Annotated in this window: 21 protein-coding genes and 1 pseudogene; 11 read left to right on the forward strand and 11 right to left on the reverse strand. The window is 59.8% G+C overall.

What is annotated here, in order from left to right; genetic code table 11:
• Positions 1–86 precede the first annotated feature (86 nt).
• On the forward strand, positions 87–494 hold the full coding sequence (locus IT895_RS13325) for a DUF4870 family protein (protein ID WP_085918854.1): 408 nt from the start codon (positions 87–89) through the stop codon (positions 492–494).
• A gap of 2 nt (positions 495–496) precedes the next feature.
• Entirely contained in the window at positions 497–1432 is a 936-nt protein-coding gene (locus tag IT895_RS13330) for a lysophospholipid acyltransferase family protein (RefSeq protein ID WP_085918977.1), read from the forward strand.
• A gap of 61 nt (positions 1433–1493) precedes the next feature.
• On the opposite strand, the gene IT895_RS13335 is transcribed toward IT895_RS13330, so the two are convergent.
• Positions 1494–3164 carry an alkaline phosphatase gene (locus IT895_RS13335; RefSeq protein ID WP_325073159.1) on the reverse strand — a complete coding sequence of 557 codons (1671 nt, stop codon included), beginning with the start codon at positions 3162–3164 and terminating at the stop codon, positions 1494–1496.
• 143 nt (positions 3165–3307) lie between these two features.
• Here IT895_RS13335 and IT895_RS13340 point away from each other — a divergent pair, with 143 nt between their 5' ends.
• The 4 genes from IT895_RS13340 to IT895_RS13355 are packed head-to-tail and all read left to right on the forward strand — an operon-like array spanning position 3308 to position 8347.
• Positions 3308–4804: a glucan biosynthesis protein gene (locus tag IT895_RS13340; protein ID WP_233337247.1), complete on the forward strand. Its 1497-nt coding sequence runs from the start codon at positions 3308–3310 to the stop codon at positions 4802–4804.
• The gene (gene mdoH / locus IT895_RS13345; RefSeq protein WP_199283728.1) at positions 4797–6785 is read left to right on the forward strand and encodes a glucans biosynthesis glucosyltransferase MdoH; all 1989 of its coding nucleotides are present in this window, start codon (positions 4797–4799) and stop codon (positions 6783–6785) included. Before IT895_RS13340 ends, mdoH begins: the two co-directional genes overlap by 8 nt.
• Entirely contained in the window at positions 6785–7567 is a 783-nt protein-coding gene (locus IT895_RS13350; RefSeq protein ID WP_199283729.1) for an FkbM family methyltransferase, read from the forward strand. The genes mdoH and IT895_RS13350 overlap by 1 nt, the downstream gene beginning before the upstream one ends.
• Positions 7568–7579: 12 nt before the next feature.
• Entirely contained in the window at positions 7580–8347 is a 768-nt protein-coding gene (locus IT895_RS13355; protein ID WP_199283730.1) for a creatininase family protein, read from the forward strand.
• Positions 8348–8404: 57 nt separating this feature from the next.
• Here IT895_RS13355 and ribA read toward each other — a convergent pair whose 3' ends face one another.
• Complete coding sequence (ribA, locus tag IT895_RS13360) at positions 8405–9505, reverse strand: GTP cyclohydrolase II RibA (RefSeq protein WP_199283731.1); 1101 nt, start codon at positions 9503–9505, stop codon at positions 8405–8407.
• A 208-nt stretch (positions 9506–9713) separates the two neighbouring features.
• Here ribA and IT895_RS19425 point away from each other — a divergent pair, with 208 nt between their 5' ends.
• Positions 9714–10409: a RibD family protein gene (locus IT895_RS19425; RefSeq protein ID WP_233337430.1), complete on the forward strand. Its 696-nt coding sequence runs from the start codon at positions 9714–9716 to the stop codon at positions 10407–10409.
• Positions 10410–10457: 48 nt separating this feature from the next.
• On the opposite strand, the pseudogene IT895_RS19430 reads toward IT895_RS19425, so the two are convergent.
• From IT895_RS19430 to IT895_RS13380, 4 genes and pseudogenes are all read right to left on the reverse strand, one after another.
• Positions 10458–11369, reverse strand: a pseudogene (locus tag IT895_RS19430) (lysylphosphatidylglycerol synthase transmembrane domain-containing protein); the annotation flags it as partial.
• Positions 11341–13287 carry a glycosyltransferase family 4 protein gene (locus tag IT895_RS13370; protein WP_199283733.1) on the reverse strand — a complete coding sequence of 649 codons (1947 nt, stop codon included), beginning with the start codon at positions 13285–13287 and terminating at the stop codon, positions 11341–11343. The gene IT895_RS13370 and the pseudogene IT895_RS19430, both read right to left, overlap by 29 nt.
• A complete protein-coding gene (locus IT895_RS13375) occupies positions 13284–13682 on the reverse strand; it encodes a 6-pyruvoyl trahydropterin synthase family protein (RefSeq protein ID WP_085918846.1) in 399 nt (132 codons plus the stop codon). Before IT895_RS13375 ends, IT895_RS13370 begins: the two co-directional genes overlap by 4 nt.
• Before the next feature lie 29 nt (positions 13683–13711).
• The gene (locus IT895_RS13380) at positions 13712–14695 is read right to left on the reverse strand and encodes a zinc-dependent alcohol dehydrogenase (protein WP_085918845.1); all 984 of its coding nucleotides are present in this window, start codon (positions 14693–14695) and stop codon (positions 13712–13714) included.
• Between the two features lie 243 nt (positions 14696–14938).
• On the opposite strand from IT895_RS13380, the gene IT895_RS13385 reads away from it, so the two are divergent.
• Positions 14939–15664: a CDP-alcohol phosphatidyltransferase family protein gene (locus tag IT895_RS13385; protein WP_085918844.1), complete on the forward strand. Its 726-nt coding sequence runs from the start codon at positions 14939–14941 to the stop codon at positions 15662–15664.
• Between the two features lie 16 nt (positions 15665–15680).
• Here IT895_RS13385 and IT895_RS13390 read toward each other — a convergent pair whose 3' ends face one another.
• Positions 15681–16151, reverse strand: coding sequence for a GFA family protein (locus IT895_RS13390; protein ID WP_085918843.1), 471 nt, complete (start codon positions 16149–16151; stop codon positions 15681–15683).
• A 171-nt stretch (positions 16152–16322) separates the two neighbouring features.
• Between IT895_RS13390 and IT895_RS13395 the strand changes: the two genes are divergently transcribed.
• The gene (locus IT895_RS13395; RefSeq protein ID WP_085918842.1) at positions 16323–16988 is read left to right on the forward strand and encodes a phosphoribosyltransferase; all 666 of its coding nucleotides are present in this window, start codon (positions 16323–16325) and stop codon (positions 16986–16988) included.
• A 5-nt stretch (positions 16989–16993) separates the two neighbouring features.
• Here the strand turns inward: IT895_RS13395 and IT895_RS13400 are convergent, their stop codons facing one another.
• Positions 16994–17956, reverse strand: a complete 963-nt coding sequence (locus IT895_RS13400; protein ID WP_085918841.1) for a LysR family transcriptional regulator — start codon at positions 17954–17956, stop codon at positions 16994–16996.
• A gap of 119 nt (positions 17957–18075) precedes the next feature.
• On the opposite strand from IT895_RS13400, the gene IT895_RS13405 reads away from it, so the two are divergent.
• Entirely contained in the window at positions 18076–19017 is a 942-nt protein-coding gene (locus IT895_RS13405; RefSeq protein WP_085918840.1) for a sodium-dependent bicarbonate transport family permease, read from the forward strand.
• Here the strand turns inward: IT895_RS13405 and IT895_RS13410 are convergent.
• Positions 18990–22178, reverse strand: a complete 3189-nt coding sequence (locus tag IT895_RS13410) for an efflux RND transporter permease subunit (protein ID WP_199283734.1) — start codon at positions 22176–22178, stop codon at positions 18990–18992. The two genes, IT895_RS13405 and IT895_RS13410, sit on opposite strands and share 28 nt — an antisense overlap.
• Before the next feature lie 6 nt (positions 22179–22184).
• Positions 22185–23372 carry an efflux RND transporter periplasmic adaptor subunit gene (locus IT895_RS13415; protein WP_199283735.1) on the reverse strand — a complete coding sequence of 396 codons (1188 nt, stop codon included), beginning with the start codon at positions 23370–23372 and terminating at the stop codon, positions 22185–22187.
• A 451-nt stretch (positions 23373–23823) separates the two neighbouring features.
• Between IT895_RS13415 and IT895_RS13420 the strand changes: the two genes are divergently transcribed.
• Entirely contained in the window at positions 23824–24780 is a 957-nt protein-coding gene (locus tag IT895_RS13420; RefSeq protein ID WP_233337248.1) for an AraC family transcriptional regulator, read from the forward strand.
• A gap of 71 nt (positions 24781–24851) precedes the next feature.
• Here the strand turns inward: IT895_RS13420 and IT895_RS13425 are convergent, their stop codons facing one another.
• Entirely contained in the window at positions 24852–25274 is a 423-nt protein-coding gene (locus IT895_RS13425; protein ID WP_085918836.1) for an MAPEG family protein, read from the reverse strand.
• Positions 25275–25353 lie beyond the last annotated feature (79 nt).

Consider the following 25353-nt stretch of genomic DNA (forward strand, 5'->3'; position numbering starts at 1 on the left):
GGCACGCTACAATAGCGTTCACTGAAATACGATAGAGAATCCTTGTTATTACAGTGTCACTCTAAAAACACGGAAAAGGAAACGTTATGCAAGACAGTAGCCAGGACACGCCGACTGAAGGAACCGTCGTCAACGGAGGGCCTGAGGGCGCAGCTGAACACCAGCGCAAGCCCGACACCACCATGGCGATGGTGGTCTATGCGCTCTATCTTGCCAGTTTTATCCTCGGCTTCACGTCGATTGTCGGTGTCGTCATCGCTTACGTCTACAAAGGCAAAGGCCCTGAATGGCTGGATGAACACTACCGTTACCAGATTCGCACTTTCTGGATAGGCCTGGTTTACGGGTTCCTGTGCTTGGTCCTGGCCATCATCGGCATTGGGTTCCTGCTTATGCTGGCACTGGCCGTATGGCTCATTGTGCGCTGTGTTAAAGGCTTTAAAGGGCTGCAGGAGCAACGCGCGCCTTCTAACGTCAACACTTGGCTGATCTGAAAATGCCTCAGAAGATGGCGGCGTCAAGTCAGCGTTTGTCTCAAGCCAACGCGATACGTTGGTTTTGGCGCTATCTTTCACGCTGGCCATTGGGCAGGCTGTGGCGATGTGCGGCGTGGCTAGGCCCCCAGGTTTACCGGCTGAGCCGTCGTGAACGGCGTATTACCAACGCAAACCTCAAGGTCGCTTACCCACAGCTGTCCGACCAGGAGCGCAAGACACTGGCCCACGACAGCCTGCGTCACTCCACAGCTACCATGCTGGAGCTTGGTCATGCGTGGATGGCCGAACCCGAACAAGTGACACTGGGCACTCTGGCGGTGCATGGTCGCGATAAACTCGATAACGCCCGCAGCGAAGGACGCGGCGTGATTGTACTGGCGCCGCATTTTGGTAACTGGGAAGTGCTGAATTTCTGGCTGTCGAACCATTTTCCGTTCACCGCCATGTATGAGCCCCCCAAGATGGCCGCACTTGACCCGGTTATTCGGCAGGGTCGCGAGCGCATGGGCGCGCAATTGGTCCCCACCAACCCCCGCGGGGTTGCGGCGCTCCTCAAGGCGCTCAAACGTAGCGAAGCCATCGGCATCCTGCCCGACCAGGAGCCTGATTGGGGCAGTGGCGTCTTCGCACCGTTTTTTGGCCGCGATGCCTACACGGCCACGCTGCTGCCTAAACTGGTAGCGCGTACCCAGGCCCGCGTGGTGACGGGGATCGCCCTGCGGGTGCCTGGAAAAGGGTTTGAGATTCACTTTCTTGACGCCGACGAGCGCGTCTACGACCCAGACGATATTCAGTCAGCCACCGGCGTCAATGCCAGCGTCGAAGCCGCTATTGCCCTCGCCCCCGCCCAGTATCAATGGGAATACAAGCGCTACCGCAAAACCATTCAGGAGCAGCAGCAGCTGGCCAACTTCCGCGATTACCGGATTTACTAAGCTTGGTTGGCGTGCCAACCGCCGTCGCGGGTTATAACCAGCCACAGGCTGGCTCGAGGGGTCAGCGGGTATTGCTTTCGGTAAAATCAGCATGCAGCCAGCGCCGCAACTGACTCAGCTCGGCTGAACTCTCGTCACTTTCCGGCGTCGGCCACATGCCGGGTACAAACCCTCGGGCCTGAAACGGCGCCAGCAAGGCCGGGTCGCCGCTGATAATGTGGACGGGCACTGCACCGCTGGCATCGTCGCCGGTAATCAACGGTGCCGGTTGGTGGTCGCCCAACACAATCAGCATGGTATTGTCGTCCGCCACGCGCTCCGCCCAGCGGCCAACCGTTTTAATCGAGTAGTCGACCGACCAGGCATAATGGTCGCGGATACGCTCGATGTCCTGCCACAAGACTTCAGGCGGATCACCCGCCTCTTCCCATGGCGCAAACAGCTTGCCATCGCCAATGCTGGACCAATCATCAAATACCGGCAAAATCGGCGTCCACGGCGCGTGGCTTGAAATCAGCGCCAGCTGCGCAAAGACAGGCGAATTATCCAGTAACTCTCGCTGGGTATAGGCCAGCGTAAACTGGTCCGGCATCGTCACCCAGTTCAGCGGCGGTCCCTGGTAGTCAATATCTTTCTCCACCACCAGTTCGTCAAAACCGTAGGCCCTGCCTTCCGGCCAGGGCTGAGTAATCGCCGGCATCACGGCCAGCGTGCGTTGTCCGGTGGCCCGAAAGTCATCCACCAGCGTGGTCGCATCGCTGTCTAACAACAACTGGTACCACAGCTGGTTATCGATGGTGTAACCACTTAATGCCGTGGCGTGCGCCAGCCAGGATTGACCACCACGGATCGGCGATTCGAGCAGACCCGATACGACGTTGATCTCCCGATCGGCAAGCCGCCGCTCAATCTCGTCTAAGGTAGGCGCCAGGACAGAACGATAGCGTTCGTCCTCCAGTGCCGTAACACCATAGGATTCAATAAACGTCATCAACACCCTGCGCCCTGCCAGACCACTGAGTGAGCGCTGCTCGATAGGCGCTGCCTCAAGCGTTTGCACAAAAGCCTGTTTGGCCTGATGGGTAGTGACCAGTTGCCCCCATTGAACATGGGTCGCGTTAACCACCGGCAAGCTGTCACGCCCAAGGATGGACTTGCCGCTCAGTGCCAATCCTGCACCCAGGCTGGCACACACCAGCATTGCGAATGCCCATCCTTTGGCTCTTCCCTTGAGCGGGTAACCTTCACCCGGCAACAGCAGCCTGAACACGCCAAGTGCCAGTAGCAAAAGCAATGTCGTCGCCACGACTATTGCGCAAAGTGCCCAAATATGGCCTACATTACCCACGAGCAAGTCGTAAATGGAGCCCAGCAGCGGCGTGTCGAGATACAGGTTTAACGGTCGACCAAAGGCGGTGTAAGTCGCCGCTTCCCCAAGGTTGATCAACGTGGCCAGGATGAGCCAGCTTGCCAGTGCAATGCCAAGCCCCAAGCGAAAGCTTCCTCGGGGCATGAGCAGCATGAGTGGCATTACCAGCCAAGCTTCCCAGGCGATCAGGTTCCCTGACATATCGCCATAGCGCCACCAAAGTGGGGCCACCAAGCCTATATTGAGCGCTAACGCTCCTATCCATAATCGACGCATTGCAGGCTTGCCATCCGTTGCCAGTTGAAGTGGGCGAGCGCCATATCGTCGCATGATCACGACCATGCTGGTAAACGAACTCGACATGTACTTTACTGACTAAATGTATAACTATTGTTTAAAAATTGCACGAAGTGGTAGAAGATAAGCCAACGTAGAGGACAGACAGCACACGCAGCTGAAAGGACATCATCGTTATGCGCTACTACATAAAAGGAAGGTTGCTCGTCATGATCACCTCGCTGGCCATACTTCCAGCAATGGCTGATCAACACTCCCACTATCAAGCCGTGATTGCACAGGCACGAGATCTGGCCGACGCACCTTACCAATCGCCAGAGGGTGACCTCCCCGCACCGTTGCGCAAAATCGATTACGACACCTATCGGCAAATTCGCTTTGATCCCTCAAACGCCTACTGGCGAGATGACAGCCCTTTCAGCGTGCAACTGTTCCACAGCGGTTTTTTGTTCGAGACGCCTGTTAATATCAATGTTATTGAAAACGGCAACGTTGCCCCGTTGTCCTTCTCCACAGATGATTTTTCCTACGACGGCGCGGCGAGTGCGTTACTTGACCACGACCTCACCGGCAGCGGTCACGCAGGATTTCGCCTGCATTACCCCCTGAATCGCGATGACTATGCCGATGAATTTGCCGTGTTTCTGGGTGCCAGCTATTTCCGGCTGGTCGGCCGCGACCAGGTTTACGGCTTATCGTCTCGAGGATTAGCCATTGATACCGCGTCAAGCGACGGCGAGGAGTTTCCGGCGTTTCGCGAGTTCTGGCTACACAAACCCGACGCGGACGCCGACCAGGTCGAGCTGCTTGCCCTGATGGATAGCCCTTCGCTTAGCGGCGCCTATCGTTTTGTTATCCAACCCGGTGACAAGACGCGCGTAGAGGTCGAAGCGGCACTGTTTGCGCGTGACAACATCGCCAAGCTAGGGATTGCCCCACTGACCAGCATGTTCACCTTTGGTGAAACCAGTCGCGAACGCCCGGATGACTATCGCCCACAGGTTCACGACTCCGATGGGCTACTGATACAAACCGGTACCGACGAGTGGATCTGGCGGCCGTTGAGCAACCCAGACAGCGTGCGTATTTCATCCTTTTTCGACGACAACCCCCAAGGGTTCGGGCTGATGCAGCGCGAGCGTGATTTCAACCGCTACCTGGACACGGAAGCGCAATATCACCGGCGCCCCAGCCAGTGGGTCACCCCCCTCGAGGACTGGGGCAAGGGTCACGTTGAACTGGTGGAAATCCCCACGCCGGACGAAACCCACGACAATATCGTTGCCTACTGGGTCGCCGAAGAACCCATGGAAGCTGGCGATTCCCGTCGCCTGCACTACCAGACCTATACGCTCAATTCGCAACCTGAAAACCACGCATTAGGCCGCGTGGTGCGCGCCCGTCATGGCCGCGCCGAAGTGCCAGGGCAAACGGAGGAAACCAATGAAGGCGAGCGCCAGTTCATTGTCGACTTCCAGGGGGGCGAACTTGGCGAAATCGCCACCGACCAGCCCGTTGAGCTGGATATCAGCAACCGAAAAGGCGACATAAAGCTGCCTCAGGTCACCGCGCTGCCGAACGGTGGCTGGCGGGCAAGTTTCCGGCTACCCGCGAGCGATCAACCCAGCGATATCCGACTACGACTAACCCTTGAAGGTGAGCCCATCAGCGAGACCTGGAACTATGTGTGGTACCCCGATGATTGATACAGATCCTCTGGTCCCCTCGATTCCCTGGCTGAAAACACGCCGTGCGTTGTTGGCCATTGCGGTGCTGGCATCGAGTGTCGCTGGGTGTGCTGCCATGTACCGGGTTACATCGAGCCTTGCATTGGGCTGGCAGATATCGATGCTCGTTTTGTTTGCGCTGACGTTTACCTGGATCGCGCTGGCATTCTGGAACGCCTTATGCGGCTTTGTGGTATGCGCGTTGAAACTTGACCCACTAAGCCTGCGCAGGCTCAATCACGAAATTCCCAACGCACGGCTATTGGTAAGCCGGACGGCTGTGGTCATGCCGATTTACGCCGAGCCGCCAGTGCCTACCTTTGCCGGCCTTGAAGCCACCTGCCGCTCGCTTATGCAGCACTCGCTTGGCGATAAAGACGCAAATGAGGCGGCACATCCGTTAGGCGAGCATTTTGAGTTTTTTGTGCTCAGCGACACCCAGGACGCTGAGCAAGCTCGGATAGAGGAAGCCCACGTAGCAGCTTTGCAGCACCGTTTTGCTGGCGAGCTTGCCATTCACTACCGGCGGCGGCCCAACAACCAAGGCCGCAAGGCGGGCAACATTGCCGAATTCTGCCGCCGCTGGGGGCGGCATTACGATTTCATGGTCGTGCTGGATGCCGATAGTCTGATGAGTGGCGCGACGTTATTACGCATGGTTCAGCGAATGCAGCGCCAGCCAGGCATTGGCCTGATCCAGACGGTGCCAATGCCGGTAGGCCAAAAGACGCTATTTGGCCGCTTTACCCAATTTGCTTCAGCGTTGTACAGCCCCATGCTCGCGGCCGGCCAAAGCTTCTGGCAGGGCGATACGGCCAACTACTGGGGGCATAACGCCATCATCCGCACACGAGCGTTCATGGATCATGCGGGCTTGCCCACGCTGCCCGGCAAGCCGCCGCTTGGCGGCGAGATACTCAGCCATGATTTTGTCGAGGCTGCCCTGCTTAAACGCGGCGGCTGGCAGGTGCTGCTGGACACCACCATGACCACGTCGGTTTCGAGGCATGACCCCTACGTCAGCGCATCTCACAATAGCTTCGAAGCAATGCCAAGCAATTTACTCGACTTTGCAAAACGCGACCGTCGCTGGCTTCAAGGCAACCTACAACACCTGCGGCTGTTGAGCGGGGCAGGCTTTCACCCGCTTAGCCGGCTGCACTTTTTTTATGGCGCCTTTGCCTTTTTATCGTCGCTTGTATGGCTGGGTTTGCTGCTCTGCACCAGCGTGTTGGTGACTTATCATGTGCTTGGCGATGTCACCGGCAAAACGCTTCCCCAACCGCTTTCGCTCGGGCTGCTGTCGATTACCCTGGGCATGCTGCTAGCACCCAAATTTCTTGGGTTAGGGCTAGCTTGCTGGCAAACACCTTATGCCTTTGGGGGGCGGCTACGCCTGCTCGCGAGCACCTGTCTGGAAATGCTGTTTGCCGCCTTGATCGCCCCAATGATGATGGCCTGGCACAGCCTGTTCATTATCAACGTATTGCTGGGTCGCTCCATTGAATGGCAAACACAGCCACGTGGCGAGCGCTCGCTCAGTTGGCGGGAAACCTGGCAGCACACCGGCTGGATGACCCTCAGCGGGCTACTCTGGGCGGGGGTAATGATGGCCTTTTCACCGACAGCATTTGGCTGGTTAACCCCTGCTTGGCTTGGGCTGGTTGGCGCCGCACCGTTGGTCAAATACTCCAGCAGCGGTACCTGGGGCGGCGTTGTTCTCCATCGCCTGGGGCTACTGCAAACGCCCAGTATTGCATTGAAACCCCCTTTGCTGGATAAGTTTGAAACCTTGGTGGCAAGTAGCGACGTCTGTCCACAAGCGCCCGACACCCAGCGACCTTTTCCGCTGGTGCCACTACTTGCTGAGCGCGTGGGCGAAATGCCCTGCCAGTCGTTCAAGTACTTTGATCGCGAGGCACTCGTCACATCATCAGCCACCATTAAGGAGCCCAGTTAATGCAGCACGGGTATTGCCAGCGGCTTCGTCAAGCGAGCGGGCTTGCCCGCTCGCTATTTATCTATTGGCGTCCAGGGCGTCAGCGGGGGCTTCAACGGCTTTACCAGCCGTTCATTGTGCCGGGTAAACCCGCATTTGATATTGGCGCCCACCTGGGTGACCGAAGTGCCGCCTTTCACGCGCTAGGCGCCCGGGTGATCGCCCTGGAGCCGCAGCCCGTTCTCGCCCAGTGGTTCAAGCGCATGGTAAAAACGCCCTCCATCACCTTGCTGCCGGTGGCGGCAGGCTCCATAGAGGGCGTTGCCGAGATTGCCATCAGCAACGCCAACCCTACCCTCTCGACACTCGCCAGCGAATGGCGCGAGCAGATCGGCCAACGCAATGCGGGCTTTAGTCAGGTACGCTGGGAGCAACGCCTGAGCGTTCCCGTCACCACCCTCGATCAACTCATTTCCGACTACGGCGAGCCCAGTTTCATCAAGATCGATGTGGAAGGCTTTGAAGCCGAGGTACTGGCCGGGCTAAGCTATCCCGTCGTAGCGCTATCGGTAGAATTTGTAACAGGTGCTCTAAAGGTAAGCCATGAATGCGTCGACCTGCTAAACCGCCTGGGGGATTATCGCTACAATATCGTTGTCGGCGAACAGCGCCATTTTCGCTGGAAAGAATGGCAAACACCGGAGGCGATTCGCCAATGGTTGAAAGACGGAGCAGACGCCCTGCCCTCCGGCGACCTTTACGCCTGCCGCTCAGACCACCCGCACCTCCTGAATACTCCATAGGCACGTTACCCCATGATTCACCACTGGCAGCAACTTACCGCCCCTCAGTTAGTCGAGGTTGCCCATCGCGACCCAGTGGCCGTGTTGGTACTTGGCGCCGTTGAACAGCACGGCACTCACCTCCCGTTAGCCACGGATCTGACCATTGGTGAGGGTCTACAAAGCGCAATGCTGGAGCAACTATCGCCGTCGCTGGAAGTGGTCTGCCTGCCGCCGATCGCCGTTGGTGCAAGCGATGAGCATGCCAGCTACCCCGGTACGCTCAGCCTGCCTGCACCGGTCGCCATTGCCACCCTGGAAGCCTACGGCGACAGCCTTGCTCGAACGGGGATTCAGCGCCTGGTATTGATCAACAGCCACGGCGGCAACAAGGCCGTGATGGATCTGGCCGCGCTGACGCTGCGCCGCCGCCACAACATGCGCGTGGTCAAGGCGACTTACACCCGCCTGCCGCCGCTTGAAGGCGCCATTGACGCCGATGAATTGCGCAAAGGCTTGCACGGTGGCGCACTGGAAACCGCCATGATGTTGCATCTGGCGCCCACGCTGGTTCAGTTGGAGGGCTATCAAGCGCCCTCAGCGGCTGATGCTCAAGACGATGACCTGGTAGGGCCAGAGGGTGCTGCCGCTTTCGCCTGGCTGGCGGAAGATTTAAGCCGCCAGGGGGTATCAGGCGATGCTCGCCCAGCGACGGCCGAGCTGGGCGCACGTTTGATTCATCATTACGCCCGTCTACTTGCCCAGGTCGTGGCGGAAACCGCCAACCTGCCACCACTTTAAAAGGCTTGGTGATAGCGGTTTATCTCTTACAACTTGCCTCTTACTAATTGATAGTGATTACTTACTGCTTAATACATCTTCCAAAAAATGCCCAGCTCGGGTGGCTTTGGCATTGAGGTAACGATGGTTCTGGTCGGTCAAGCGGCCGTACAATGCCTGACGAGCGACCACCTCAATACCGCCTTCGCTGAGTGCCTGCATTTTCAATGGGTTATTGGTGAGTAGCTGCACACGGGAAATATCCAGCGCTCGCAGCATATCGACCGCTACGGCGTAATCGCGCTCGTCATCGCCAAAACCCAGCATCTGGTCGGCATCGACGGTGTCCAGACCATCATCCTGCAGGGTATAGGCGCGAAGCTTGTTGGCCAGGCCGATTCCACGGCCTTCCTGAGCCAGATACAGCAGCACTCCGCCCCCCATCGCCTCGATATCGGCGACGGCATTACGCAATTGCTCGCCACAGTCACACCGCAGGCTGCCAAAGAGGTCGCCGGTCAGGCACGCCGAGTGCATCCGCAGCGGCACGGCCTCGGTGTGCGCCTCGGGCCGACCGATGACCACGGCCACATGCTCACGCAGGCCATCCGGCTCACGAAACAGCACAAACCGACTCTCGGCGGCATCTTCTAACGGGATGCGGGCTTCGCTTACCCGCTTGAGCATACCGGGTGCGCCGGCCACACAAGTCTCGGCATCGCTGGCATCGACCGCCAGAAGTTCGCCTTTCGCCAACTGCTGGGCGATCCCGTCGGCTGCATTTTCACTGACTTCGGCAATCAATGCCGCCGGAATTAGCAAGGCCCGGCGCATCAGCGCGACAGCCCCCCGCTCGGCTCTACCTGCTGGCTGCAAGCCGCTTAGCAGGGCCGGTGCCTGGCCCGGCACCACCTGGGCAACGGCAAGCGTGTGCAGGGCACGTTCGTCCATCTGGGCCGCCAACGGCAGATAGGCAGCATCCGCGGTGATGGACACACCCATGGCGTCCAAACGGTGGCGCGTCAATACCAGCGAAGGGCGCGAGCCTGAGAGCCGGGTCAGTTCATTCACCGACTCGCCGCCCTCCAAAGCCTGAACCAGCAGTTGCTGTTCTCCCGCCTTCACCACCACGGGAAGCCCTCGTCGAATATCAAAGATGGCGCGTTCAATGTGATACATAGAAGCCTCCTGGCTGACTGACGTGACGGACGAGTGGCGCTTGCGCCGGGTCGCCGTGCACCGCATGATGCAACGATTGATCCCGAACGGAGGCGTCATGCCCGACTCCATGGAACGTACGAATCGATTGAGCCCCGACGCTGACGTCATCCCGGACGCGACTTGGCAGCGCCTGCTGGCAGGACAGTCCCTGGATGATGACAAGCCGATGGCCAGCGAACTGGCGAGCAGTCTGGCGCCCCTGGCAACGACGGCGTCGTGGGTGGTGGCGCAGTTGGGGCAAAGCCTGGACGGACGGATCGCCACCCAGAGCGGTCACTCCCACTACATCAACGGTCGGGCGAGTCTTGTGCATCTGCACCGGCTGAGGGGGCTTGCCGATGCCGTGGTCATCGGTGCTGGCACCGCCGAGGCCGATGATCCCCAGTTGACCGTGCGCCACGTTAGCGGCGTTCACCCCACCCGCGTTGTGCTTGACCCGCGTGGCCGCGTGCCGATGGATCGGCAACTGTTTCGAACCAGCGTGGCGCCCACGCTGCATGTGGTTGGGCCAGATGCCTCGCTTCCCGACCCGCCCGCGGGCGTAGAGCGCTGCGTGCTGCCACTGAATGACCGAGGCCAGTTTGCGCCCTGCGATGTCATTGAACTGCTCGGCACCCACCAATTGCACCGGATACTGGTCGAGGGCGGCGGGGTTACCGTCTCGCAATTTATCGAGGCAGGCGTGGTAGACCGACTGCACTTGCTTGTCGCACCGCTGTTGATCGGCTCGGGGCGCCCCGGCTTGCAGATGACGCCCATCGAAACGCTGGACACTGCGCTGCGCCCCGCGCTGCGAACCTTCCGTTGTGGAGAAGACACCCTGTTCGACGTCCTGCTGCGCCCGGCCACTTTCGGGGGGTAGCGCCGCATGGCGTCGGCCGAAGGCCACCCAAAGGCCCGGCAGGCTGGCCAACAGCACAACCACACCGTAAGCCAGCGACACCGCCACACCCTGGGCGGCGGGCAAACCCACCCCTACCCAGACGCCTGCTGCGGCGCCTTCACGCACGCCCCAACCGGCCACCGAGAAAGGCACCAGCATGGCAAGCAACACCACCGGCGCCAGGGCCAGCAAGCTCAACACCGGCAGTTCAACGCCGATCGCCCGCGCTGCGCAAACCATGACCAGTCCATAACTGAGCACAATGGTCAGCGAGGACAATAATTGAAGAGGCCAGACACCAGCCGTAAACAGGCCACGCTGAATATCCCGGCCAACGGACAGGCACCAGCCAGGCAGGTGAATCAACCCTTTACGTGCCAGGCCGACAAGCGCCGAGATAAACCCTGTGGCCAGCATCCCTGCGACGCCGATGGATAACCACACCGGCCAGCCGAGCGCTGCCTGCCACAGTGGCGACAGCGCAAGCGCCACAAGCGTCAGCAGCCCCATAGCCACCTGGCCCGAGACCCGTTCGATAATCACCGCGCGCCACGCGCGCCCCCTGGAGGCGGATTGTCTGGCATGCCGATGGGCACGCCCCGCATCGCCCAATACCCCACCCGGCAATAACTGGTTGACCAGCAAGGCCAGGTAGTACTCACGCAGCGCGTAGCCAAAGCGCATGGGTACCTGGATCAACCTTGCCGTCAGCTGCCACCGCCAGGCGCTGAGAACAACCTGACCCACGCTAATCAGTAGCGCCAGCAGCACCCAACCAGGTGACAGGCGCTGTACCTGCGCGACAATCGCCTGGGGGTCAACCCACAGTGCCACGGCCACCAGCAACAAGCCGCTGACGGCTACGCGACGTAGCCACGGGGACTGCCACCACTGCGGATTGGCCATGGCGTTACCCTTCCCCCTGGAGTTGCGTCTCATTGGGCACGGCCAGCAGATCACGGTGGCCAACCCAGATACCCAGCTCACCGCTGGCGACCGCCTGGCGACGCTGTCCCGCCCAGTCGGCAATGCGGCCAGCGGCATCAGGCGCGTGTTCCTCGGCCGCCAATGCCCAGCCATCAATCAATGACGTCATCAGTGGTTGATGATCGGGGTTATCCGCCAATAACTGCCACGGCGTATCCGCTTCTTCAACGCGGTAATTAACGACCTTGAAGGCAGCGGCAAGAGTGGCATGCGCGCGGCCGCCGAGGGCATCGCCAAGGCCTTTATCCCGCTGCTGATGGGCACGAAAAAGATCGAGTACCCATTGATCTTCGTCATCGGCAACCGGCCGTTGATGACGGTCGGTAAACCACCACTCACCGGTAACACTGAGCGCCATGAGCACCCCCTGACGATGCGCAGCGCAGTGGGCAACCAGTTGATCAATCCAGGACTTCGAGACCAAATCGAGCAGTGCCGAAGCGCAAATAAGGTGAGCGCCATTCAATGCAGGGGTGTCGAGACGGGCGAACGATGCCGTCTCTGTGTCGGCAGCGATCGGCTGTCCGTTTATATCCCGCAACGTCATCACCCGCGCCCGGGCGTCCCCAAGCAAGGTGGTGTCGTGGTCGAGCAGGGTCCAGGTTTGCGGGCCGGATAGTCGGGGTACCAGGAAGTGAACATTGCTGCCCCGGCCACAGCCCAGATCCACTAGCCGATGAGGCGTAGGACAGGCCGACAGCCACTCGTCGGCAAGGGTGACAAGGTGTTGGGAACGGGAGCCGTGGTCCACCGGCTCACGCAGCGCCAGCCAAGAGGCGGCAAATTCGCTACCCGATATCAGGGGCCTGGGTGTTGACGCCACTGCACCGGCAAACGCCTCGGCCGCGGCGGGCCAGTCCTTGAGCGTTTGGCGGGCCGCCATCGCCCCCTGGCGCAGTGAAGCACGCAGGTCGGCATCGCCACAGAACCGCCCGATAGCGCTTTGCAAGGCTTCCACGTCGCCGGGTTCAACGCTTAAACCGGCACCGGTGGGCAAGGTATCGCGTAAGGCGCCGCCGGTGGTGGTGATCACGGGCAGGCCGTGGGCCAGCGCCTCGGTCACCACCATGCCATAGCCTTCGTACCAGGAAGGCAGCACCAGAGCGTGAGCATGTTGATAGGCAGCCTCAAGGGTGTCGCTGTCGCACTCGCCATGCAGGGCAACCTGACCCTCAAGGCCATGAAATTCAATCAGATACTGTAACCTCAGGGTAAATTCGGCATCCCGTGCGCCACCATAACAGTCACAGCGCCAGCGGCTCGCCGAGAGTCCAGCCAGCGCTTCGATCAGCACGTCCTGGCCTTTACGGGGCGTCAAGGTCGCTACGCACAATAAGTTCAGTGACTCACCCGGCTCGCAGGCGGGGCTCACTGGCGCCTGCTCAACGCCGGGCTCAACAACGGTCGTATTCGCTTTGAGCGGGATCGCATACGTATCCGCCAGCACCGACAGGCGGCGGGCGGTGAAGTGGCTGGTCACGATAATCCGCGAAACAGCCGCCAGGGCGCGCAGCTCGCTTTGGTGGAGCCGCTGCTGATCATCCGCCCCCAGGCCCGATTCATCACCCAGCGGGTGATGCACCAGCGCCGTGATAGCCAGACGATCCACATGGCGGGTTACCACGTCAGGCAATGCCCCCATGGCCAAGCCGTCGATGACGACCATTGCGCCATCGGGCTGGGCCGCCAATGCATCCGCCAATGCCCGGGTCGCGGTGGCATCGGCGTCCGGGAACGCCCCATCCAGCCCGATGACCTCGATCGCCCAGCCCTGTGTACGAAGCGCCGAGACAATGCGGGCATCGTAAAGGTAGCCGCCGGTACGCTGGTTCGGGTCGCCAGCCACCAGCAGGCTGAGTCGCTGGCTCATAGCGCGCCTTCGTAGCTTGCCCACGCCACATGCGACTCATGCAGCCTGACCTCAAGATGGGTCAGTCCGCGGGCCGTCGTGCCCATTTCGCCCGCTTTAATCGCGGCGCCAAGCTGATCGTAAATCACCTTGGCCATGAATTCCGTGGTGGTGTTATGACCCTGCAGCTCGCTTACCTCATCCAGGTTCTGGTAGTTGTAGCCTGCCAGGACCGCCTTGAGGGTATCGCCAGCCAAACCGATATCGATGACCAAGCCGTCATCGTCCAATTCCGGCCGCTGGAAGATAACGTCCACCACGTACGTTGCGCCGTGGGTGCGCTGAGCGGGGCCAAAAACCTCGCCCTTGAAGCTGTGGGCAATCATAAAGTGGTCACGGACACATAGGCGGTACATAAACACTCCTGTCGTATTTCGTATTAGCGTTAGTGGGAATAGCGCAACCGGTGACACAGTTCGGTACTGCTGGATGACAACAACTCTGGAGCCAGGTCGGGCATGTGGGTAAAGTCACTCTCCCCGCTGATCAGGGCATCCAGGCAATCGTCTACCAGCAGTTTCAGTGCCAGGCGGAGCCGCCGCTGATAATCCCAGCGTGGCAGCAAGCGAGGCGGCAACTGACCCACCTGGCTGGCGCGCAGGGTAAGCCGTTGGGAATGGAAAGCGCCGCCAAGGGGGACTGACACCTCACCCTCGCCGAACCAGCTCATTTCGACGATGCGCCCCTCGTTGCCGACCAGGCTTAGCGCTTGGCGCAAGCCGTCTGCGTGGCCGCTGGCGTGAATCACGCAGTCCTGTTCGGCACTGGCCTCGTCAGGCAGGCTGAACGGCACGCCCAGCTTTGTCGCCAGCGGTTCGCGGTCGGGATTGATATCGATCAACTGCACCTCGACGCCGGGTATCCGGGCACATAGATAGGCCACCAGTGCGCCCACCACCCCGGCACCGATCACGCTGATGCGCTCGCCCAGCACAGGCTCGGCATCCCAGACACCGTTAATCGCGGTTTCCATGTTGGCGGCCAGCACGGCACGCTCGGACGGCAAGTCATCAGGAAGCGGTAGCACCGCCGACGCGGGTACCACGAAGTAGTCTTGATGGGGATACAGACAAAACACGCGCTGGTTCAGTAACTTGGGCGGTCCCTGCAGCACATGGCCAACATTAGCGTAACCGTATTTAACCGGCACGGGAAAGTCACCCGCCTGGAAAGGGGCTCGCATGCGGGCAAACTCGCTTTCCGGCACGCGGGCATTGAATACCAGCGATTCGGTACCACGGCTGATCCCGCTATAGAGGGTACGTACAAGAACGTCATCCTCACCCGCCGCTGGCAATGATTCATGCCTGAGTTCACCACGGCCTGGGTGGGTCACCCAGAACGCCGTCGCGTTATTGCTGTTGCTCATCAGCACTCCTTCCTTGTGCCGCTCGCTTTTCCTGGGGTATGCCAATGTACAATGCCGGACCAGTTAGACCGAGCTGGCGTCGAATTGTGTTCACTGGCAGTACCCTTTTAGCGTAGCGTTAAACAAACGGATATTCGATATTGCAGACTAGACAACCCTACCTTCTTCTACAAGAATGGTACATATAAAAATATTTGCATCGAATTATTTTATCGATGCGGTGATCGCAATGGCGGGAGTGCCATGTACTTGTTTACCAATACACCAACCGTTCCGGCCAACAAGCGATGGCAAACGGCCATGGAAGTCTTCCTGGGCGGCATCGCACTGGTTCTTTCAGGGTGGTTGTTGCCTGGTTTGTTATCCGGACCGCTTAACTGGGGCGTTGCCATTTCCTGTTATGCGCTAATCGGTGGGTTAGTGACGACTTACTGGCCTCATGGCCTGCTGGGCTGGGCGAACCGGGTGACACTGGTCCGGGCAGTGCTGGTCGCGCTGGTGGCGGGCGCACTGGCCAACCAGGCGTTCATGGCCGCCATATGGCTCTGGCTTGCCATTGCCATACTCGCTTTGTTGCTGGACGGGGTTGACGGCTGGGTGGCACGCCGCACGCAAAGCGCTTCATCGTTTGGCGCGCGCTTTGATATGGAGCTGGATGCCCTGCTGATCATGCTGCTCTGCGTAGGCTTGTGGTTTGAGTCGTTGGGCGGCTGGGTGTTGCTGATTGGCGGCATGCGCTACCTGTTTGTGGCCGCGGGCTGGCGGTTCACCTGGCTGGCCAAACCGCTGTTTGCCAGTATGCGCCGCAAAACCGTATGCGTCTGGCAGGTAGCGGCGCTTCTGCTGGCGTTGACGCCGCTGACCTCCTCCGGCGTTGCGGGGATGCTGGCGTTAAGCGCCCTGCTGTCTTTAGCCTATTCGTTCGGGATAGATGCGTGGTGGTTGTACCGGCGGGCACACGCTCGTTAGTCTCTATTTGCCTGTATTACTGCTCCAGCCCGAGGCGTTGATGCCATTCGGCCAGACTCTCGTCCGGGTAGGCATAAAAGCACTTGTCCTGAATCGGCGCGTTGACTTCGACCCACTCCGCCTTGCTACCCAGCATCATGTGCGTTTTCTTTGGCGGCGAAGGCAACGGCGTATCGAGTGCCGAAGCGAAAGGGTGAATGAGCTCTGGCCATTCGGGATCGTAAACCCAAAGGGCACTGGCGCAATGCTGGCAAAAGTGCCGCTCGCCGGTGCTTTCCTCGCCGTCGATCACGGCTCGGTAGATGGTGATGTGCTCTTCACCGCTGACCCTCAAGGTACTGCTATCAGCACCCAGGTTGATCGCATAACCACCTCCGCCCGCCGTTTTGCGGCATATCGAACAGTAACAGCGGTTAAACGGATAGGGATGGTGTGACTTGACGCTGAACGTCACTGCCTGACAGTGGCATGATCCTTTGAGCAGCATGACGCCTCCTTCACAAGGGTTACCGCAATGGTGGTCAATGAAGAACCGACTAGGCTTGGATAAGCCACTGCCTCTTACTATAGTCTAAGGAGCGTTAATCCATCGTGGGATGACACCCACCCCCGTCAAGAGCGTGGCGGGTGTCCACCGATAGGTCTTCAGGAGCTCCTCATGTTTAACCATCAAGAGCGCTTCGAGAATCGACATGACGCAGGACGTCAACTCGCCAAGGCACTAGCCGGCCAACACTACGACGTCGTTCTCTCCCTGCCACGCGGCGGTGTGCCCGTGGCCTATGAAGTGGCCATAAATCTTCGGCTACCGCTGGACATCCTGGTGGTACGCAAGCTGGGCGCGCCGGGGCATGCCGAGTTCGGTATCGGTGCGGTAGTGGATGGCGACCCGTCGCAGGTGGTAATGAACCCGAAAACGGTGGAGATGCTGCAGGTACCCGAGCGCTATATTGAAGAGGAAATACAACGACAAAAGCGCGAGATTACCCGCCGTCGCCAAGCTTACAGAGGCGACCGAGCGCCGGTGAATGTGAGCGGACGCCGAGTACTACTGATAGATGACGGTATCGCCACCGGCGGCACGGCCAAGGCCGCCATCAGGGCACTTCAGCAGGCTGGTGCCGCCACTGTCACCCTGGCCGTGCCCGTCGCCCCGGCATCGACACTGGATGAACTGGCTGACGATGTCGTCGATGTGATTTGCCTGGCAACCCCCGAGCCCTTCAACGCCGTAGGCGAGCACTACCGGGACTTTACCCAGACCAGCGATGACGACGTCATTGGGTTGTTGCAGGCAGCTCGCGACGCCTCAAACGAGGATTAAGTAAGCTACCGTCTCTCGGTGTCCAGGGTTCGTAGCAGCTCAGCCACGGCAAGCTCTCCTTCGGTTTCATTGAACTCGAGCGCCAGCACTCCCTGTACAAAACTCAAGAAACGATAGGCGGCGGGCGGTAGACGGCGCTCTCGACGCACCACGAAGTGCCAGCGGCTTTTTAGCGGAAAACCCTGCAAGGGCAGCTCTTGAACGCCCTTGGGCGAATCCGCAACAACATGGCGCGACAGCACCGCCAGCCCCATCCCGGAGGCCACCGCCAGCCGGATCGCCTCGTTGCTGGCGATCTGCTGGGTAGAGTGAAGCTCAATACCCGCGCTGTATAACCAGGCATCAAACGTATGCCGTGTCGCCGAGCCCGGTTCACGCAGCAGGAAACGCTCTTCTTTCAAGGCCTCCATGGTGAGGTCGTTGATATTCGCCCAGCGATTATTTTCGGGCCCTACCACCACCAGCGGATTGCTCAGAAAAGGCGCGGCCATCACGGCGTCGTCCGAAGGCGGGTGGCTAAATACGTAGAGATCGTCTTCGTGGCGCTCAAAACGATTGAGCATCTGCTGACGGTTGCCGATCTCCACCGTGACATCTACCTGGGGATTGGCCTGACCGAAGGGCCCCAACAGCCGCGGCAGCACGTATTGGGCAGTGTTCACTAAACCAATACTAAAATGACCACGGCCGCCCCGGTTGTATTCGTCCAGATACTGGCTGAACACATCGGCGCGGCTAAGCAAGTCCTGACTTAGTTGATAGAGCGCCTGGCCAACCTCGGTGGGGACTACGCGGCTATCTTCCTGGCGCACGATGGGTTCGCCGACAATCTCCCGCAGCCGTTTCAACTGCTGAGATACCGTCGGCTGGGTCAGATGAAGCCGATTGGCGGTGGCGGTAATCGAGCCTGTGCGAACCACGTCGGCATAAACCTGCAGCAGACGGAAGGTCAGTTGTCGTACTTTCATCGCTTACACCATAGATAATCATCTATGACTATATAAACTTTATTTGTTTTCATCAATCTACTGAGATCGCTAAAGTAGTCGCCCAGCCCATCCAACCCAGCTTTTCAAGGAGAGTAACCGTGCCGGATATTGTGGTCATGTTCTTTGTATTAGGTGTTGTCGCCGGTGTGTTGCGCTCCGATCTCAGCATTCCCAAAGCCGCTTATGACATCTTAAGCCTGCTGCTGATGCTGACCATTGGCCTTAAGGGCGGCATGGCCCTGCACGGGAGCCTGAATACGGCTCTGTTAATCGAGCTTGCCGGGGTTACCCTGCTGGGCATTTTAATCCCGCTGATCATCTTCCCCGTTGTTCGCTACCTGGTGCGGCTCTCTCTGGCAGACAGCGCCAGTCTTGCTGCCCACTACGGTTCGGTTAGCGCCGGTACCTTCGCCGTCGCCCTGGCGTATACCGAAGCACACAGCCTGATGACCGGCGGGCAGGTAACGCTTTATCTGGTGCTGCTGGAACTACCGGCGATTATGCTCGGAATTTTGCTCTATCGTCGCTTTAGCCAACAAGGCTCAACCACTACGGTGTCGGGCCTATGGCACGAGACGCTGACCAATCGCGGCGTCATCCTGCTGGTGGGCGGCGTTTTGATCGGCTGGCTATACGGACCGAATGCCGGCGAGTCGGTGACCAGCCTTTACACCAACGCCTTCCAGGGCATTCTGGCACTGTTCCTGCTGGAAATGGGCCTGGTCGCGGCAGAGACGCTACGCAGCCTGCGCTGGGGGCACAGCCGCTTGATCATCTTTGCCCTGGCTGCGCCCGTTGCGCTCTCCTGTTTGGGTTTGATGATGGCGTACTGGCTTGGGCTGCCCGCCGGCTCAGCGGTCATTCTGGCGAGCCTTACCGCCAGCGCCTCCTACATTGCCGCCCCCGTTGCCATTCGCGCCGCGATTCCAGACGCCAACATTGGCCTTGCCATGCTGGCATCGTTAGGACTCACCTTCCCCTTCAATGTGCTGATGGGTATTCCCCTTTATCATCAGCTCTGGGGATGGCTGGCAGGGTGAGGTGTGCCCTCCAAGGTGGCGCTGTGATGGCTGACCAGCGGCCGATTACCCGAGAGCTTGCGCAGCGCCACGTAGAACACCGGGGAGAGGAATAGCCCAAACAGGGTCACCCCGATCATGCCCGCAAACACCGCCGTGCCCAGCGCCGTCCGAACCTCGGCACCGGCGCCGGTGGCAATCACCAGCGGCAGCACGGCGGCAGTGAAGGTAATGGAGGTCATGATGATGGGGCGTAGCCGTAGGCGGCAGGCTTCCAGGGCGGCGTCCACGATACTTCTGCCCTGCAGCTCCAGCTCCCGGGCGAACTCCACGATCAGGATGGCGTTCTTGCACGCCAGACCGATCAGCACCACCAGCCCCACCTGCACGAAGATATTGTTGTCACCACCGCCAAACCAGACGCCAATCAGCGCCGACAGCATGCACATGGGCACAATCAGGATCACCGCCAAGGGCAGCGTCCAGCTTTCATAGAGGGCCGCCAGCACCAGAAAGACCAGCAGGATCGACAGCGGGAAGACCACCAGCGCTGCATTACCCTGGGTGGACTGCTGGTAGCTCAAGTCAGTCCACTCGAACGCCATACCCGGCGGCAGCACGTCCAACGCCAGCGCATTGATCGCCTCCATGGCCTGGGCAGAAGAAAGTACTCGAGGATCCGCCTCCCCGGCCAAGTCCGCCGCCGGGTAGCCGTTGTAGCGTAATACCGGGTCGGGGCCGAAGGTTTGGGTGATGTTGACCATGGTGCCGATCGGCACCATTTCTCCCTGATCGTTACGGGTGCGCAGGCGGGCGATATCTTCCACGCTGGCCCGGTAAGGGGCATCCGCCTGGGCGATCACCTGCCAGGTACGGCCAAAGCGGTTGAAGTCATTGACGTACGTCGAGCCAAGATAGGTCTGCAGGGTATCGAACAGCTCGGTTAGCGGCACGCCCTGGGCTTTGGCCTTGAGCCGGTCCACCTCGGCATCCAACTGCGGCACGTTGGACTGGTAGCTGCTGATCGGGAAGGTCATTCCCGGCGTCTGAGCGATGGCGCCCTGGACCTGGTTGACTGCCTCCTGCAACGCCCCGTAGCCAAGATTGCCGCGATCCTCGATGAACATCTGATAGCCCGAGCCATTGCCGAGCCCCAGAATCGGCGGTGGCATAAAGGCAAACGCAAAGCCCTCCTTCAGCCCGCCGATGCCCTGATTGATCCTGGCGTTTATCTCCGCGGCGGTCAGGCTGCGTTCGCCAAAGGGACTGAGGGTGAGAAACACCACCCCCGTATTAGAGGTATTGGTGAACTGCAGCGCGTTCAGGCCGGGAAAGGCAATCGCGTGCTCGACCCCTTCGGCCTCCATGGCGATATCCACCACGTCCTGGAGCATCTGGTCGGTTCGCTCCAGGGAAGCGCCTTCCGGCAGGATAACGCCGGCAATCAGGTACAGCTTGTCCTGCACCGGGATAAAACCGGGCGGCACCGCCTTGAACATAACGCCCGTTCCCGCAAGCAACAGCGCGTAAACCACAAATACCGCGCCCCGACGCTTTAGGGAGCGCGACACGCCGCCCTGGTACTTGTTGGCGCTGGCATTAAAGAAGCGGTTGAAAGGCCGGAAGAGCCAGCCGAACAGCCCGTCAATGATACGGGTAAGGCGATCCTTGGGCGCGTCATGGGGTTTGAGCAGCATCGCCGCCAGAGCGGGCGAGAGGGTCAGCGAATTAATCGTGGAGATCACCGTAGAGATGGCAATCGTCACCGCAAACTGACGGTAAAACTGACCGGTCACCCCGGAAAGAAACGCCATGGGGATAAAAACCGCGCAGAGTACCAAGCCGATCGCGATGATCGGGCCAGAAACTTCTTTCATGGCCTGGTGCGCCGCGGCCTGGGGATTGAGCCCCTCACCGATGTTTCGCTCCACGTTCTCCACCACCACGATGGCGTCGTCCACCACAATGCCAATGGCCAGCACCAGACCGAACAGGGTCAAGGTGTTGATGGAGTACCCCAGCAGGTGGAGCGCCCCAAAGGTGCCAATCACCGATACCGGCACTGCCAGCAGCGGGATAATCGAGGCACGCCAGGTTTGCAGGAACAGAGTGACCACCAGCACGACCAGCAGCACCGCTTCCAGCAGGGTTTTCACCACGGCCTTGATCGAATCGCTGACGAAGATGGTGGTGTCATAGACCGCCTCATACTCAACGCCTTCTGGGAACTGTTCAGACAGTTCATCCATGGTGGCCACCACCTGCTCGCGAATCGCCAGCGCATTGGCGCCCGGCGCCTGGAAAATACCGATGGCCACCGCCTCATTGCCATCCAATTGCGAGCGAAGGGTATAATCACTGGCCCCCATCTCCAGCCGTGCCACATCAGAGAGCCTCAAGATATCGCCATTGTCACCACGTTTGAGGACGATATCGCCAAACTCTTCCACCGTTTCCAACCGCCCGCGGGCATTGATCAGGGTCAGGAAATCGCTCTCTTCAATGGGCTCGGCGCCCAGTTGCCCGGCGGAGACCTGGACATTCTGCTCCCGCATGGCGGCCACCACGTCGCTGGCGGTCAAATCACGCGCAGCGACGCGATCCGGGTCCAGCCAGGCGCGCATGGCGTAGTCTCCACCGCCGAAAATCTGGGCGTCGCCTACCCCTTCGAGCCTGGCAAGGCGGTCCCTGACATGCAGCCGTACGTAGTTGCGCAAATAAAGAGTGTCGTATTCGCCTCCAGGCGAGGTGAGGTGAACAACCATCAGAAACGTAGGCGACTGCTTCTGGGTAGTCACGCCCTGGCGACGCACCGCTTCCGGCAGCCGCGCCTCGGCCTGGCTGACGCGGTTCTGCACCCGCACGGCGGCCTCCTCGGCATCGGTACCCGGGCGGAAGGTGACGGTCATCTGCAGAACGCCATCCGACCCCGCGACGGACTTGAAGTACATCAAGTCCTCGACGCCGTTGATGGCTTCCTCCAGCGGCGTCGCCACGGTTTCGGCAATCTCTTTCGGGTTGGCACCCGGGTAAACCGTGCGCACCACCACCGAGGGCGGCACGACATCCGGGTATTCGCTGATCGGCAGGTTGGGAATGGAGATCAGCCCGATCGCCAGGATAATAATCGACAGCACCGCCGCAAAGATCGGCCGGTCGACGAAGAAACGGGAGAAATTCATGACGGTCTACTCCTCCCTGGCCGCAAGAGCGGGCTGGTCAGCGGAAATAGGGACGTCGGCAGCGACGCTTTGCGGGCTCACCTGCATGCCGGGGAAGAACACTTTTTGCACCCCATTGACGATCACCCGGTCACCGGGGCTGAGCCCCTCGGTAATCACCATCTGTTCGCCCATCTGCCGGCCGGTGGCCACCTGGCGACGTTCTGCCCGATTGTCACCATCGACGACGTACACGTAGCGCCGATCCTGGTCGGTCAGAATCGCCTTGCGATCCACCACCAGCGCCTGCTCCAGGTGGGCAACCGGCATTTCGACCCGGGCAAACTCTCCCGGCCGGATGCGGCCATCCGCATTGGCCAGCAGCGCCCGGAACTGCAGGGTGCCTGTATCAGGATTCAAACGGTTGTCGATAAAGTCCAGCGTGCCCGTGTATTGGCGTTGCTGGTCGCCCCCCAGCTCGATCTTCAGGCTGCTCTCGCCATCGACCATCAGCGCGTGGCTGGCGAAGGCGGCCTGTTCGTCCGCTTCGAAGTAGACATGGACTGGGTCAATGCTGACGACAGTGGTCAGCAGGCTTTGATCCGCATTGGCCAGATTGCCGCGTGTCACCATCGCGCGACCGGCGCGACCGCTGACGGGTGCGGTGATACGGGTATACGCCAGGTCAAGCTCGGCGGTCTCCAGGGCGGCTTCGGCGGCATCCACCATGGCGCGGGCATTGTTCAGGGCTGACTGGCGCTGGTCATGTATTTCCTGGGAAATGGCCCGGCGCCCCAGCAATACCCGAGCACGCTCGGCTTCACTAGCGGCCTGGGCGCTCTGGCTCCTGGCCTGGGCAAGCTCAGCCTGGGCTGCGCCGACTCGCGCCCGGTAAGGTCGCGGGTCGATCTGGAACAGCAACTCCCCCTGCTCCACCAGTTCGCCCTCCTCGAACGCCACTTCCTGGATATAGCCGCTGACCCGGGGCCTTAACTCAACCGTTTCCGGCGCTTCCACGCGGCCGGTAAACGACTCAGTTAACACCACCGGCCGAGCCTCTATCTCCACTACGTCCACCTCTGGGGGTGGCGGGGGCTGCTGTATAGCTGCTTCCTCACTCTTGGCCTCACAGCCGGTCAGCAACACGATGGCCAGCAGGCACAGAACCATCGCCCGGCTACTTGCCATCCGGGCACCTTGTCTCAGACTTCTCATGATGACTTGCTCCAATGGCTATCGGAAACCGATAGCAGCGTTGGTGATCTATTTGGCACCGCGTTGACGGTCAGCTTTTATCCAGTCGGTTGACTCGCGTCAGAATCGACAGTGATTTTTGTAATAAAGGTGGGCTGGGCGCGCTGGCAGGATCGAGCTAATGACTTAGCACCTGCCAGATGCTCTCTAACATAGGCCGTGCGGAGACGCGGAGGGTATCGGGTTCCTGCGAGAAGATTGCCTGATTCTGTCGTGAAGCGTTAAAGGCTTCATCGGGTGGGGTATTTGTATAAGCCTGTTGCTAGGGTTTTGAGGATAATGACCGTTGTGTGACACACAGCATGGGTTGTCGTTTTCTGCGCAGTGCTTGCCTGATCCTGCAGAAACGCGGCAAAAGCACACGATTCACGAAACGAAGGCATATACTGCAAGCTGTTAGGGAGGAGCCCCATTGAACGATACCTTGCCCATGCAAGCTAGCCATTCTACGGACACGCTGCATCAGCTGAGCAGAATCGCCCGGCGCTGGACGCCCCTGGAGGAGCTTCAGGATACGGCGATTGCCGAAGTGCAACTGGTACGCGCTGACTCACCCACCACCTTCCATTGTGCCGTCTACGACCCGTGCCTGTGCTTTGTCATCCAGGGCAGCAAGACGGTGCTGTTGGGTGACAAAGAGATTGTCTACACCGGGCCCAGCTACATGGGCAGCGCCGTTCACCTGCCAGTGGTCGGCAGGATTGACCATGCGACCCCGGAAACCCCCTTTCTGGCGGTGAAAGTCTCGGTGAATCCTCAGGAGGTAGCAGGACTGATACTGGAACTGGGTGACACAGCGCCGCTCGCGGGAAATGATACGATCTGCCCCGAGACGGACTGCGGATTAAAATCGGCCCCCATGGATGCACGTATGCAGGGCGCACTCTATCGTTTGCTGAGCCTGCTCGACTCCCCGGAAGACATCAAAGTGCTTTCACCGCTGGCCCGTCGGGAGCTGATCTACCGGGCACTCATGGGCGCCATGGGGCCGCACATGCGCCGATTTGCCGCTTCCGATTCCCAGGCCAACCGGATTGCACGGGTCATCTACGCCCTTAAAGAACGCTATACACAACCGCTCAAGATTGGTGAGCTGGCATCGGCCGCCAACATGAGCGAATCGACGCTTTATCACAGCTTCCGTCAGGTCACACGTATGTCGCCCCTGCAGTACCAGAAGAAGCTGCGCCTCCACGAAGCCCGACGACTCATGCTGGCCGAAGGGCTGGAAGCAGCCACCGCCAGCTACCGGGTTGGCTATGAAAGCCCCTCCCAGTTCAGCCGCGAATATAGCCGCATGTTTGGCGCGCCGCCACGGGCTGACGTCAGCTACTTGCGAGGGGTCAGAGCAGCGCCCGAGCCTGCCTGAGGCATATTGCCTAACGCTTACCGGTTACAACAGCGCGCTGGAAAAGCGAGCGTGCTCAATGTTGGGTCGTTTTAATGAAGTGCCGACATAATCAGGCCACACATTACAAACATGCACCCCACGCCGACGAAATACGCCAAGGTTCGCCAGGGCTGGAGCCCCGCCAGCAGGCACAAGGTGTGTACGTAACGGGCGCCGGTAAACGTCAAAAAGAGCCAGGCCGCCAAACCTGGCGCGGCGCCCACCCACACGTAAGCAACCCCGAGCGCCAGAAAGATGGGGATATTTTCCACGTCATTTGACCAGGCACGAGCGGCCCTTTGTACCTGGGGCAATTCCTCTTTCGCAGCGTCTCTGCCTACAAAGGCGGCGTCTTCAGGGGTCTTGAAAGTCATCTTGGTGATGCGATGAAACCCTTGATACACGGCAATCGCGAACATCTTCAAAAAAAGCAGCACTGACGCCACCGCGTACCAATACACTGCATTATCCATGGTGTCTCCTTGCGTTTAATGCCCGGCTTTGCAACCCGACGCTCCCGCGGCCAACATGACGTATTGCAACCTAACGATG

This window comes from Halomonas sp. A40-4 (assembly GCF_015767635.1).
GTDB lineage: Bacteria > Pseudomonadota > Gammaproteobacteria > Pseudomonadales > Halomonadaceae > Vreelandella > Vreelandella janggokensis.

Coding starts and splice junctions, on each gene's coding strand:
- IT895_RS13325 (WP_085918854.1), top strand. CDS start 87: ATGCAAGACAGTAGCCAGGACACGCCGACTGAAGGAACCGTCGTCAAC.
- IT895_RS13330 (WP_085918977.1), top strand. CDS start 497: ATGCCTCAGAAGATGGCGGCGTCAAGTCAGCGTTTGTCTCAAGCCAAC.
- IT895_RS13335 (WP_325073159.1), bottom strand. CDS start 3,164: ATGTCGAGTTCGTTTACCAGCATGGTCGTGATCATGCGACGATATGGC.
- IT895_RS13340 (WP_233337247.1), top strand. CDS start 3,308: ATGATCACCTCGCTGGCCATACTTCCAGCAATGGCTGATCAACACTCC.
- mdoH (WP_199283728.1), top strand. CDS start 4,797: ATGATTGATACAGATCCTCTGGTCCCCTCGATTCCCTGGCTGAAAACA.
- IT895_RS13350 (WP_199283729.1), top strand. CDS start 6,785: ATGCAGCACGGGTATTGCCAGCGGCTTCGTCAAGCGAGCGGGCTTGCC.
- IT895_RS13355 (WP_199283730.1), top strand. CDS start 7,580: ATGATTCACCACTGGCAGCAACTTACCGCCCCTCAGTTAGTCGAGGTT.
- ribA (WP_199283731.1), bottom strand. CDS start 9,505: ATGTATCACATTGAACGCGCCATCTTTGATATTCGACGAGGGCTTCCC.
- IT895_RS19425 (WP_233337430.1), top strand. CDS start 9,714: ATGGCCAGCGAACTGGCGAGCAGTCTGGCGCCCCTGGCAACGACGGCG.
- IT895_RS13370 (WP_199283733.1), bottom strand. CDS start 13,287: ATGAGCCAGCGACTCAGCCTGCTGGTGGCTGGCGACCCGAACCAGCGT.
- IT895_RS13375 (WP_085918846.1), bottom strand. CDS start 13,682: ATGTACCGCCTATGTGTCCGTGACCACTTTATGATTGCCCACAGCTTC.
- IT895_RS13380 (WP_085918845.1), bottom strand. CDS start 14,695: ATGAGCAACAGCAATAACGCGACGGCGTTCTGGGTGACCCACCCAGGC.
- IT895_RS13385 (WP_085918844.1), top strand. CDS start 14,939: ATGTACTTGTTTACCAATACACCAACCGTTCCGGCCAACAAGCGATGG.
- IT895_RS13390 (WP_085918843.1), bottom strand. CDS start 16,151: ATGCTGCTCAAAGGATCATGCCACTGTCAGGCAGTGACGTTCAGCGTC.
- IT895_RS13395 (WP_085918842.1), top strand. CDS start 16,323: ATGTTTAACCATCAAGAGCGCTTCGAGAATCGACATGACGCAGGACGT.
- IT895_RS13400 (WP_085918841.1), bottom strand. CDS start 17,956: ATGAAAGTACGACAACTGACCTTCCGTCTGCTGCAGGTTTATGCCGAC.
- IT895_RS13410 (WP_199283734.1), bottom strand. CDS start 22,178: ATGAATTTCTCCCGTTTCTTCGTCGACCGGCCGATCTTTGCGGCGGTG.
- IT895_RS13415 (WP_199283735.1), bottom strand. CDS start 23,372: ATGAGAAGTCTGAGACAAGGTGCCCGGATGGCAAGTAGCCGGGCGATG.
- IT895_RS13425 (WP_085918836.1), bottom strand. CDS start 25,274: ATGGATAATGCAGTGTATTGGTACGCGGTGGCGTCAGTGCTGCTTTTT.